Annotated in this window: 9 protein-coding genes; all 9 read right to left on the reverse strand. The window is 67.3% G+C overall.

What is annotated here, in order from left to right; all coding sequences use genetic code 11:
• Positions 1-82 precede the first annotated feature (82 nt).
• Positions 83-1,099: a DNA polymerase III subunit delta gene (holA, locus tag J7I79_RS06135; protein ID WP_104172973.1), complete on the reverse strand. Its 1,017-nt coding sequence runs from the start codon at positions 1,097-1,099 to the stop codon at positions 83-85.
• A complete protein-coding gene (locus J7I79_RS06140) occupies positions 1,033-2,913 on the reverse strand; it encodes a ComEC/Rec2 family competence protein (protein ID WP_311380531.1) in 1,881 nt (626 codons plus the stop codon). Before J7I79_RS06140 ends, holA begins: the two co-directional genes overlap by 67 nt.
• Positions 2,914-3,010: 97 nt before the next feature.
• The gene (locus J7I79_RS06145) at positions 3,011-3,961 is read right to left on the reverse strand and encodes a helix-hairpin-helix domain-containing protein (RefSeq protein ID WP_214951413.1); all 951 of its coding nucleotides are present in this window, start codon (positions 3,959-3,961) and stop codon (positions 3,011-3,013) included.
• A gap of 87 nt (positions 3,962-4,048) precedes the next feature.
• A complete protein-coding gene (locus J7I79_RS06150; RefSeq protein WP_104172976.1) occupies positions 4,049-4,234 on the reverse strand; it encodes a hypothetical protein in 186 nt (61 codons plus the stop codon).
• Between the two features lie 87 nt (positions 4,235-4,321).
• Positions 4,322-5,329, reverse strand: coding sequence for a DegV family protein (locus J7I79_RS06155; RefSeq protein WP_214951414.1), 1,008 nt, complete (start codon positions 5,327-5,329; stop codon positions 4,322-4,324).
• A 69-nt stretch (positions 5,330-5,398) separates the two neighbouring features.
• Positions 5,399-7,930 carry a leucine--tRNA ligase gene (gene leuS, locus J7I79_RS06160; RefSeq protein WP_214951416.1) on the reverse strand — a complete coding sequence of 844 codons (2,532 nt, stop codon included), beginning with the start codon at positions 7,928-7,930 and terminating at the stop codon, positions 5,399-5,401.
• Between the two features lie 356 nt (positions 7,931-8,286).
• Positions 8,287-9,801: a glycerol kinase GlpK gene (gene glpK, locus J7I79_RS06165; RefSeq protein ID WP_214951418.1), complete on the reverse strand. Its 1,515-nt coding sequence runs from the start codon at positions 9,799-9,801 to the stop codon at positions 8,287-8,289.
• A gap of 59 nt (positions 9,802-9,860) precedes the next feature.
• Complete coding sequence (locus tag J7I79_RS06170) at positions 9,861-10,610, reverse strand: MIP/aquaporin family protein (protein WP_104172980.1); 750 nt, start codon at positions 10,608-10,610, stop codon at positions 9,861-9,863.
• 161 nt (positions 10,611-10,771) lie between these two features.
• On the reverse strand, positions 10,772-12,574 hold the full coding sequence (locus tag J7I79_RS06175; protein ID WP_214951420.1) for a glycerol-3-phosphate dehydrogenase/oxidase: 1,803 nt from the start codon (positions 12,572-12,574) through the stop codon (positions 10,772-10,774).
• Between the last annotated feature and the right edge of the window lie 16 nt (positions 12,575-12,590).

Genomic DNA, 12,590 nt, shown 5'->3' on the forward strand with positions numbered 1-12,590 from the left:
ATGATCGTGGCCGGCACCCCTCGGGGTGCCGGCCACATCCATTTAACGACTGCGTGCGCCTCTCGCGATGCGGCTCTGCACACTAGCCGCGGCGGACCGACGTTGCGATGACGGTGACGGCGTGCTCCACGGCGTACACGGGATCGCGGGAGAGGCCCTTGACCTGGGCGTCCGCCTCGGCCGTCACCTGGATGGAGCGGACCAGGCCCTCGGGCGTCCAGCGCCGGACGTCACGCTGCGCCTGTTCCACCAACCACGGCTGCATGCCGAGCTGCCGGGCGATCTGGGCCGAGGAGCCCTGCGCCCCGGCCACTTTGGCGACAGTCCGAAGTTTGGCGGCCAGCGCGGCCACTAGGGGCACGGGGTCCGCTCCCGTGGCGAGGGCGTGGCGAAGGGTGGAAAGTGCGAGTGGGCCGTTGCCGGCCAACGCGGCATCAGCGACTTTGAACGCCGTTGCCTCGATCCTGCCGCCGTAATACCGGTCCACCATGTCCGTATCCACGGCCGTGGCTGCGTCCGCGATGAGCTGGCTGCAGGCGGCAGCGAGTTCCGAAAGACTGGCGCCCACCGCATTGACCAGGGCGTGGACGGCCTCCGGCTCGATCCGTCGTGAGGCGGCCTTGAACTCCGCTGCAACGAACGCCGACTTGTCTGCGTCCTTTTTGAGGGGCTGGCAATCGACCACCGGCCAGCCGGCGGCTTTGATGGCATCAAGCAGCTTCTTGCCCCGGACCCCGCCGCCGTGACGGACCACCAGGACAGCGTCTGGTTCGGGGTTCGCCAGGTATTTGAGGGCGTCTGCCAGGAAAGCGTCATTCATTGCTTCCGCGGACTCGATTTCGATGAGCTTCGATTCCCCGAACAGGGAAGGGCTCACGTTCATGGCGAGCGACCCGGGTTCGTAGCTGCCGGCGTTGAGCCTGGTGATTTCCACATCCGGTTCGGCTGCGCGGACCTGTGACCTGACCCGGTCCATGGCACGGATGCCCAGGTATTCTTCGGGCCCACCGATGAGCACGACACGGGCGGGGGTCACATCGCGCCAGGTGGCCGTCGCTGACGTCGCCGGCTTGGATCGGGCTTTTTGCGCAGCGGCCACTCTTTGTTCCTCCCGGAAATTGGATTATTACCTCTAAGATTCCCACGGCGGCGGCGCTCATCCAAACCAGTAAACCGGGGCCAAAGCTCCAGCAGATCCACGGTCCGTCGATGCGCCGCCAGGACCAGTGCCCACACGGCCCGCGGGTGCAGAATGAGCCACATGGCAAGAATGGTGCAGGCGGACAGCACCACCATCGTCGCCGCGCCGAACGGTCCCTCCGGCCACGGCAGGGCCGCGCCGGGCAGGGCAGAGAAGAACCTGGCAACGCCCGCCACACCGGCGGCGCAGGCCCCCGCTACCGCCATAGGAACGATAGCTGCCCACGGGGCCAGGGGCACCAATGGGACGGCTGCGGTGCCGAGGATGGTTACCGGCGCCACGAGCGGCGCCGCCACCATGTTCGCCAGCAGCGCGAAGGACGAAAACTGGGGCTGCAGCAGGACAATCACCGGCCCGCAGAACAGCTGGGCCGAAAGGGGAACCGCGAGTCCGGCGGCCAGCCAGCGCGGAACGGCAGGCGGAAGCCACTCCATGATCCGCGGGCCGGCCACCACGATGCCCAGCGTTGCCAGCACGGACAGGAGGAAACTGAAGCTGGTCCCGAGTGCGGGATCCGCCATGAGCAGTCCAATCACCGCAAGCGAGAGGAAGCTGAGTCCGCGCCCGGTCCGGCCTCCGGACAGGGATACCAGCCCGATCGCCCCCATGAGCGCGGCCCGAAGGACGCTGGCGTCCGGGCCGACCATCAGCACGAACAGTGCCAGTCCCGCCAGTGCAGCCGCTGCAGCGGGCGCCCGGGGCAGGCGTAGAGATCGGGCAGCCAATAACAGTGCCCCCAGGATAAGGCTGCAGTTCGCGCCGCTGACTGCGGTCAGGTGGGTCATTCCGACTGTCTTCATGGCGGTTTGAAGCTGTTCATCCAGAAAGCCGGTGTCACCCGTCACCATTCCAGGCAACAGGCCCCTGGCATCTCCGCCGATCCAATCCGCGGCGGCGGCAAACCCGCCGCGCAGCGCGGCCGGCCCCTCCTGCCATCCCGAGGGGGCAACGATGGTGGTCGGGCCGGTACTGGCGGACAGGATTCCTGCCTGCGCTTGGCCGTCGTCGGGAGGCCTCAGCTTGCCGGTTGTCCGGATCCGCTGGCCGGGGACCACACGCTGCCAATCAGCACCGCCCATGATCAGCAACTGGGCCTCCCCGCGGATCAGGTTACCCCTGGCGATGATCGTAGACGCGGTGGCCGGGACTGCCCAGCGGTCCGCCCCGGCACGGCCAGGCGACTTGAGCTGTCGCGGCGGTCCCGCAATCTCCAGTTCAATCACGACGGCGGACCGCGAGGAGACTGCCTCGGCCACGGCCCCGCCGTGCTTCTGCGATGTGGCTACCGCTGAGTGGGAGGCGACGGCTGCCGCCAGCACGAGTGCAACGATGAGGGTGGTCAGGAAGCTCCGAGGCACAGGTCCTGCCCGTTTCCTGGACCGGCGGCGGATCGCGGCAAGCAGTACAGCCGCACCCAGGAGCAGGCCGCCTATCACCAGGCCCAGCGCCGGCAGCTGCAGCCATACGCCGGCGACCGCGGCGGCCCAGACGAGGAGGGCGGGCGGCGCCAGGCGCAGGTCGGTCCGGCGCCGCGGCCTGTCCCCGGTTCCGGTTCCGGTTCCGGTTCCGGCCGAAGCCTGCTTGCCCGCTGCCTGTGGCCTGGCCGCGGGGGCAGGAAGGAGGCGGGCCACCAGCAGCGCCTGCAGGCCTCTCGCCATGCGCGGCACAATACCGCGGACGCCCGTGGAGTGGACGTCCGGGTTGGTGCGCACACCGGACGGCGGTCCTGCAGGGGCCGGCGCCGGCACCTGAGGGCTATCCCGTACAGCCGAATCGACAAAGCGTTGCCACGGGCTGGGCCTGCCCATCTCAGGACACCCGCACGAGTGGCAGCAGCGTTTCCAGCATCTTGGGTCCAACACCGTCCACGGCGTCGAGTTCCTCAACTGTGCTGAACCGCCCGTGCTCTTTGCGCCAGTCGACAATCCGCTGGGCCAGGACCGGACCCACCCGCGGCAGTGCCCCCAGCTCCTCTGCCGTGGCGGAGTTCAAGTCGATCCTGGCGCCGGCCGCCGGTCCGCCGGAGGCTGCTTCGCCGGCTGAAGGACCGGCGGGCGGGACCCCGGCCGCCTCATCCACAACCTCGCCATGCGCTGGAACGTGGATCTTTTGGCCATCGATGAGGACAGCGGCCAGGTTCAGACGGTTCAGGTCCGCTTCCGCCGTGCTGCCCTCAGCCGCCGCGATGGCCTCGTGGACGCGGCTTCCCTGCGGCAGCTCGACCACGCCGGCCCTATTGACGGCGCCTGCGACATGCACCACGATTTTCGCGCCGCGTGTGCCGCCCGTGGCCGGGCCTCCGCCGGCCGGCCCACCGGGGCCTTCCACCGGAGCACCAGTGCCGTCGTCCCGCTGCGCGCTGCCTTCCGTGCTGCGGACGTCGCCCAGGGGAGTTACTTGGGGACTGCCGGCGGCAACGTCCCACCAGAACCAGCCCCCAAGGAGAAGACCCAGTATCCCCACCACTACGGCCACACGCACTCCGGTGCGCCACCTGAATCTCGAGGGTCCGTGCGCCGCGCCACCGGAAGGCGAGTCGACCTCGTCACGGGCCGGCTGCGCACCGCCGTCGTACCTAAACGGCTCCCCGCCCGCCGCCGCGTTGCCGTGCCCCAAAAGGCCCGGACCTGATACCGCACCGCCGGTCCCGTGCCCGCCGGTGCCATCACCGCCCCCGGCCGGTCCCAGCGAAGCAGTCAGGCGGCGCCTTGCACGGCTGGCCGCGGCAGGTTCTCCCGCTTCCGCGTTCCGGCGTGACATACCCCCACGCTAGGAGAACGGGCGTGGAACAGACAGCGCGAAGGAGCGTATGTGGATAGCGGGCTGGCGGCAAGGCCCCGCGGCAGGCTACTTCTGGTAAGTGATGTACGCCTCGTACTGGACCCGCCAGGCCTCCGGCGCCTTGGGATCCGGAACCGTCGTGGTCAGGAACTGGACGCTCGTCACCTGGCCCTTGAGATACTTCAACCAGTTGGTCACTTCTTCCGACACGTCCTTGTCGAACTGCGCAACGTGGTGGACCTGCATTGACATGGGAGCCTCCTTGCCCGGTGGAGAGACTGTACTACCAGCGCCGGGATTGAACCAGTGGTGGCTGGCGGCCGGCCCCTGCGGAACGGGTCAGCCGGAGCCGCCCACCGGATCCCTCGCCGGCGTGCTGCTCTCCCCCACGATGACGGCAAGCACTCCCAGTCCCGCGTGTGCCGCGAGCACCGCAGGGAGCGAACTGATCTGCGCCGGCGGTGCCTCGGGGAGCGAGGCGGCCAGACGGCCAGCGAGTTCCGCGGCTTCGGCCGGGTTGCCGAAGTGGTGGACCGCCAGCCGGGCCTGGCCCGAAGGCCGCGCCGCGGCGTCCGCGACCACGATTTCCTCGAGGCGTGCCACCGCCCGCGCCGCCGACCTGACTTTTTCCAGCGGGACGATCTTCCCGTCGTCCACGGCAAGGATCGGCTTGATGGCAAACACAGTTCCCCACAGGGAAGCCGCTGCTCCGATCCGGCCGCCGCGGCGCAGCTGCTCGAGGCTGGGAACGTAGAAATACACTTTGGTGCGGGCCAGCCGCTCCTCGGCAAAAGCGCGCACTTCCGCTGCCGGGCGTCCGTCCGCGGCGGCCACTACCGCGCTCTGCACCGCCATGCCCAGCGCCATGCCCACGGTTTTCGAATCAACCACTTCCACGGGGATGCCGACACGGGATGCCGCGAGCCTGGCGGAGTCGGCAGTGCCGGACAGCGCTCCGGAGATATGCACGGAGACCACGGCTTCGTAGCCGTGGCGCAGCGCCGCCAGATAGGCCTGCTCGAACTGGCCGGGCGACGGCCGTGATGTCTTGACCGGCCTCCCGGTGGCCAACGCCACCGCGATCGTGTCGGTGATGTCGTCTTCGCCTTCGCCGTAGATCTCCTCCCCCACCATCACGGGCATGGGAACCACGGTCAGCCGCCCGTCGGCGGTGAAGTCCCTGACCCAGTCGGCGGGAAGTGCGGCTGCGGAGTCGGTAACCACCGCGGTGCGTACGACGGCGCCCGTCACCACTGCTTCCGGAGCAGCTCCCTGCCGGGTGGCCTGCCGTAGGCGGACCAGCCGCTCCCTCAGCCACGGCCAGCCGGCCGGCTCCCGGTCGTTCACGGCATCCCCCTGCTGTTCCGGTTAAACATCATGGCCGGCCGCCGGCAGTACCGGCGGCCGGTGCCCCGGCTAGGCCGGGACGATGTTGACCAGTTTAGGGGCACGCACGATGACCGTGCGGATACCGCGCCCGTCAAGGGCGCGCTGCACATTCTCGGACGCGAGTGCCAGTTCCCGCAGCTCGTCCTCGCCGATCCCGGGAGAGACCTCGAGGCGGTCGCGGACCTTGCCTTGGACCTGGACCACTGCAGTCACCGTCTCCTGCACCAGGAGCGCTTCGTCATGCCCGGGCCAGCCGGCGTTGGCCACCGACGCGGGGTGCCCCAGCACGTTCCACATGTCCTCGGCCGTGTAGGGCGCGAAGAGGCTCAGGATGACGGCCACGGCTTCGGCTGCTTCACGGACGGCGGGATCCGACCCGCCGGCCCCGGAGGCTGCATCGATGGTTTTGCGGGTTGCGTTGACCAGCTCCATCAGCTTGGCCACCACCACGTTGAACTTGTTGCTGTCCAGCAGCGCGGCGGCGTCCACGATGGTCCGGTGCGTGACTGAGCGCAGCGCCCGGTCTCCCAGGGCGGCGTCCGTTCCGGGCGCGCTGGTGACGTCCTGCGCCAGCCGCCACGCACGGGCCAGGAACTTCGCGGAGCCCGACGGCGAAACATCCGCCCAGTCGACGTCGTCCTCCGGCGGGGAAGCGAAGATCATGGTCAGGCGCACGGCGTCCACACCGAACTTGTCCAGCTGCTCGCCGAGGTCAACACCGTTGCCCAGCGACTTGCTCATGGCCTTGCCCCCGTTGAGGACCTGGCCCTGGTTGAGCAGGGCGCTGAACGGCTCGTCGGCGTCGATCATGCCCAGGTCGTGGATGACCTTGGTGAAGAACCGTGCGTACAGCAGGTGCAGGATGGCGTGCTCCACGCCGCCCACATACTGCCCCACCGGCATCCAGTCGTTGATCTTCTCGGGGTCGAACGGGCCGCCGGTGTACTGCGGGGAGACGAAGCGCAGGAAGTACCAGGACGAGTCAACGAAGGTGTCCATGGTGTCGGTGTCCCGCTTGGCGGGGCCGTGGCAGTTGGGGCACTCAACGTTGACCCACGCCTCGGCGGCAGCCAGCGGCGAGGTGCCCTTCGGGGACAGGTCTTCGCCGCGCAGGTCAGCCGGCAGCCTGACAGGCAGCTGCTCGTCCGGGACGGGAACTTCACCGCAGGCCGGGCAGTGGATGATGGGGATCGGGGTTCCCCAGAACCGCTGGCGGCTGAGCAGCCAGTCGCGCAGCCGGAAGTTGACGAACTTTTCGCCCGTGCCCTGCTTCTCCAGGATTTCGATCGCGGCCGGGATGGCTTCCGCCTTGGGCAGTCCGTCGAGCACGCCGGAGTTGATCAGGGTGCCCTCGCCCGCCGTGGCCGTTCCGGTCACAGCGGGGTCGTCTTCTCCCGTGTCCAGCACAGCGCGGACGGGCAGGTCGAAGGTCTTGGCGAAGTCGAGGTCGCGCTGGTCGTGGGCAGGGACGGCCATGATGGCGCCTGTGCCGTAGTCCGCCAGCACGTAGTCCGCCGCCCAGACCGGGAGCTTCTCGCCGTTCAGGGGGTTGACTGCGTACCGGCCGGTGAAGACGCCCGTCTTCTCCCGTTCAGTGGACTGGCGTTCGATTTCGGAGAGCGCCTTAACCTGTTCGCGGTAGGCGTCCAAGGCTGCCGCGTGCTCGTCCGTGACCAGCTCCACTGCCAGCGGCGCGTCAGCAGCCACCACGAAGAAGGTGGCGCCGTACAGGGTGTCCGGCCGCGTGGTGAAGACGGTGACGTCCTTGGCGGGCCGGCTGCCGTCGGCCTCGATGACGAAGTTGACGTGGGCGCCTTCGGACCGGCCGATCCAGTTCTTCTGCATGGCCAGGACGCGCTCGGGCCAGTGGCCGCGCAGTTCGTCCATGTCATCCAGCAGGCGGTCGGCGTATTCGGTGATCTTGAAGTACCACTGGTTCAGGGACTTCTTGGTCACGGGCGTGCCGCAGCGTTCGCACGCACCGTTGACTACCTGTTCGTTGGCCAGCACGGTCTGGTCCTTGGGGCACCAGTTGACCGGGGAATCCTTGCGGTACGCCAGCCCGCGCTCGTAGAAGCGCTTGAACAGCCACTGCGTCCAGCGGTAGTACTCCGGGTCCGAAGTGTGCACGCGCCGTGACCAGTCAGCCGAGATGGCGTAGCGCTTGAAGGACGCCGCCTGGGTCTCGATGTTGGCGTACGTCCACTCGCTGGGGTGCGCGTTGCGCTTGATGGCGGCGTTCTCCGCAGGCAGGCCGAAGGAGTCCCAGCCGATCGGGTGCAGGACGTCGTAGCCCTTCTGGCGCAGGTACCGCGCGACGACGTCGCCCATGGCAAACGCCTCCGCGTGGCCCATGTGCAGGTCGCCTGAAGGGTAGGGGAACATGTCGAGGACATAGCGGCGCTCGCGCGAGCCGTCGTCGACGGGGGTGAACACCTTGAGGTCTTCCCACACCTGCGGCCATTTGGCCTCCATCGCGGCGAAGCTGTAGGTGCCCTCCTCCGGGCCGTCCGTCGCGACTGTTGCTGTTCCGGTCTCTGTCTCCGGCTGAACGCTCACTGCTGCCCTCTTCTGTTCTGTACCGCTTTTCGTACGGCCCTGGCGTCCTGTCCCGCCCAGGCCCCCTGATCCCCTGCTTGCGGCCGGGAGATAACCCCAGACACACAAAAGCCCCTCGACATGGAGGGGCGGCCGCTCGGCAATCCGTATTTGGTCGGGATACCGGGCGGCTAGCTAAGCAGAAGGATCGCACGCATAGAACTACTTTAGCGCACCCGCACGTTCACCTAAACGTAAGTCGCCACGAGCGGCTGAATAGCTGACGGATGAGTTGATGGCAGCCGCGCCTCGCCCGGGTGTGGTGGGCACCGCGAAGCGGGCGGGGCAGGTGCGGCTGCCATCAACGACAGGTCAGACTACTTCACGTCCTCGTCGACCCAGTCCATGGCCTTCGTGACAGCCTTCTTCCAGAGGCGCATCTGGCGGTCCCGCTCATCCTGTTCCATCTGCGGTTCCCAGCGCTTGTCCTCGGACCAGTTGGCCGAGCATTCCCCCAGGTCCTTCCAGAACCCGACGGCCAGGCCGGCAGCATAGGCCGCACCCAAAGCGGTGGTCTCCACAACCTTGGGCCGGATCACAGGCACGCCCAGGATGTCCGCCTGGAACTGCATCAGCGCGTCATTGGCAACCATGCCGCCGTCGACCTTCAACTCCGTCAACGGAACTCCGGAGTCCGCGTTGACGGCGTCGAGGACCTCACGGGTCTGGAAAGCGGTGGCTTCCAGCGCCGCGCGGGCAATGTGGTTCTTGTTCACGAAGCGGGTCAGGCCCACAATCGCGCCGCGGGCGTCCGAACGCCAGTACGGTGCGAACAGTCCGGAGAACGCCGGCACGATGTAGACGCCGCCGTTGTCCTTGACCGAGGCGGCGAGCGTCTCCACCTCCGGGGCGCTGCTGATCAGGCCGAGGTTGTCCCGCAGCCACTGGATGAGGGATCCCGTGACGGCGATCGAGCCCTCCAGCGCGTAGTGCGGGGCGGCGTCCCCCAGCTTGTAGCCCACCGTGGTGAGGAGCCCGTTCTTGGAGTGGACGATTTCCTCGCCGGTGTTGAAGATCAGGAAGCAGCCCGTTCCGTACGTGTTCTTGGCTTCGCCGGCCTCAAACGCCGCCTGGCCGAACGTCGCTGCCTGCTGGTCGCCGAGTATGCCGGCAACCGGCACTTCCCGGAGCAACTGGGAGGTGTGGACGGTGCCGTAGACCTCGGAGGAGGACTTGATGGCGGGCATCATCGAAGCAGGGACGCCGAAGGCATCCAGGATCTCCTGGTCCCAGGACAGCGTTTCGAGGTCCATGAACATGGTCCTGGAGGCGTTGGTGACGTCGGTGACGTGCACTCCGCCGTCCACTCCGCCGGTGAGGTTCCACAGCACCCAGCAGTCCGTGTTGCCAAAGACCAGGTCGCCGGCCTCGGCCTTGGCCCGCGCGCCCTCCACGTTGTCCAGGATCCACTTGATCTTCGTGCCGGAGAAGTACGTGGCCAGCGGCAGGCCCACCTTCTGCTTGAAGCGTTCCGGGCCGCCGTCCTTCGCCAGTTCATCCACAATGTCCTGGGTCCGGGTGTCCTGCCAGACGATGGCGTTGTAGACAGCCTTGCCCGTGGTCTTGTCCCACACGACGGCGGTTTCGCGCTGGTTGGTGATGCCGACGGCGGCAATGTCGTGCCGGGTCAGGTTCGCCTTGGACAGGGCCGAGGCGATGACCTCGCGGGTGTTGTCCCAGATTTCGGCGGGGTCGTGCTCCACCCAGCCGGCCTGCGGGAAAATCTGCTCGTGTTCCATCTGGCCGGAGGAGACAATGCTGCCGCTGTGGTCGAAGACGATGGCGCGCGTGCTGGTGGTGCCCTGGTCGATGGCGATTACGTACTGGTTCATGTTGACGTCCTTGTCTGTTGTGTGAAGGGCTTGGTCAGTGTGTTGGTGCGGGGCGGGGATCAGGAAGCTGCCGTGACGATGATCGGCACTACTGCCGCGACGACGCCGGCCAGGGTACCGCCAACAAGCGGCCCGACAACCGGGATCCAGGAGTAGCTCCAGTCGCTGGAACCCTTGCCCTTGATGGGGAGCAGCGCGTGCGCGATGCGGGGGCCAAGGTCACGGGCGGGGTTGATGGCGTATCCGGTGGGACCGCCGAGGGATACGCCGATGCCGACAACCAGCAGGGCCACTGCCAGCGGGCCGAGGCCGGAAGGGGTGCCGCCGAACGTCAGGATGACGAAGACGAGCACGAACGTGCCGATGATCTCGGTGATCAGGTTCCACGGGGTGGAACGGATGGCCGGGCCGGTGGAGAACACGGCGAGCTTGCTGGCGGGCTCCGGTTCGGCGTCAAAGTGCTGCTTGTGGGCAAGCCACATGACTACTGCGCCCAGGAATGCGCCCAGGAGTTCACCGCCGAAGTATGTCAGCGTGGAGGCGAAGTCGACACTGACGCCGGGAGCATACTCCGCTTTTCCGTTGATCAGCAGGCCCAGGGTTACGGCGGGGTTCAGGTGCGCGCCGGACCGGGCGGCGACATAGACGCCGGCGAAGACTGCGATGCCCCACCCCCATGTGACCATTAGGAATCCGCCGTTGTTGCCCTTGGTGCCCTTGAGCGCGACGTTTGCCACCACGCCGCAACCCAACAAGGTCAGCATCCCGGTTCCGAATACTTCGGAAAGAAAAACAATTCCAAGAGACATCTTTGACTCCTCTATTTTCTGTTGTCAGCCCTTCGCGAGTTTGAAGGGCTGTTGGGCCGGCAATGTTGTTGAAATGCCGGCCGGCTGCTGCGCCGGCTGCTGCTCCAGCGGAACCGCGCAGCCCTTGCGCCCGGGCATCACTGCCCGGGCACGCAAGCCTGCTAAGCGACCAGGCTGTGGACCTGGACGCCGTGGAAGCGTTCAAGCACCTCCTGGGCATTGTGGATTTCGGCGGCACGGGTCGCGACGTCCCAGTCCAGCGGACCAGCGAGGACGTCGGCCACCTCGTTGAGGAGTTCGCCCGTCACCAGGCCGCGGAAGGCCAAGGAAGTGCGCCGGATCAGCACGTCAATAAGGTGTCCCACCTGTTCGTGCCGGGCCATGAATTCCACTTCGCGGACACTGAGTTCCCGGGTGGAGTGCAGGAGCCGGTCCGGGCCGGCGTCGAGGAAGCGCAGGACCTCTTCGGCGCGGGTTCCATAGCGGGTCAGCAATCCGGAAATTCGGTCGGCATCGCGGCCTGCGGACATATGGGCCTTGATCCACTGCTGAACACCGGCCTGCGTGTCCGGGAAGCCGGCACCGCCGCCGATGGCGAGTTTCGCCGTCGAGATTTTGCGTTCCATCCCCAGCTCCCTGAGCACGTCATTCGTCAGGTGTTCGGCCAGCGCACGGAACGTGGTCCACTTACCGCCGACAAGGCTGAGTACGACGGCGCCGCTGCCGCCCGCGGCCGCTTCCTGCCCGCCGGCCCAGCGTTCGATCCGGTAGTCCCTGCTGACGAAGCCAGGCTGGGTGGCATCGTGTTTGGGCAGAGGACGGACACCGGAAAAGGTGTAGACAATCTGGTCCCGGTCCACGCTGACGTCCGGGAACACGTGGCCGATCAGGTCGAAGAAGTAGTCGATCTCAGCGTCGGTGCACACGGCGTCCTCGGCCATGTCAGCATCGACGTCGGTGGTTCCCACGAGGACGCGGTCGCCCATCGGGTAGATGAGGACGATCCGCCCGTCGGTGTGTTCGAAGAAGATCTCACGGCCGTTGCAGGCTTCGAGGAGTTCGGGGTGGTCCAGCACGATGTGCGAGCCCTTGGTGCCGCCCATAAAGGTGGACGCTGCGCCCATGGCCCCGTTGGTCAGGTCGACCCAGGCACCTGTGGTGTTGACGATGACGTCAGCCGTGAAGTCGAAGACCCCGCCGCTGAGTTCATCGCGCAACTGGACTGTGCTGCCGCCGGTGGAGCCGGTACGGGTCCCGGCCGCTCCACCCATGGAGACGAGCGAAAGGTAGTTGCTGGCCCGCGCATCGCTGGGGCCGGCCGTGCCCGCCTTCTCTCCGTCCTGCAGCACATCCAGGGTGAGCCGCTCCGGGTTGTGGACCGAGGCATCGAAGTAGGTGGCCGCGTACTTGATGCCCGGGTGCAGCCGCGGCAGCTCGGCCAGGGCGCGCTTCCGGCCGCGGAACTGGTGGCGCGGAACGGTGCCGCCGTCGCGAGAGAAGAAGTCGTACATGCTCAGGCCGAGCTTGATGAGGAAGGCTCCGCGTTCCTTCGGTTTGCCCTGCTGCTTGTGGGTCAGGAACCGCAGCGGCGCCGAGAGTACTCCGGAGAAGGTGCTGAAGATGGGGATGGTGGTCTGGAGCGGCTTGACGTAGTGGGGTGCGATGCGCAGGAGCCTGTTGCGTTCGACGACGGACTCCTGGACCAGCCGGAACTCACCGTTTTCCAGGTACCGGATTCCGCCGTGGATCATGTGCGACGATGCACCGCTGGCTCCTTGGCAGTAGTCGCCCCGTTCGACGAGCGCGACGTCCACACCCTGCAGTGCCAGATCGCGGAATGTACCTACTCCGTTGATCCCGCCGCCGATGATCAGGACTTGGGCGCGGGGACGCCGGCGCAGGCTTTGCACTGATGTCCGCGGGATGCTGGTGGCCGGATGGCCGGATGAATCCTTGGTTCCCAAAACTGCTCCTTTGGGG

The organism is Arthrobacter sp. ISL-69 (assembly GCF_018613775.1).
GTDB lineage: Bacteria > Actinomycetota > Actinomycetes > Actinomycetales > Micrococcaceae > Arthrobacter.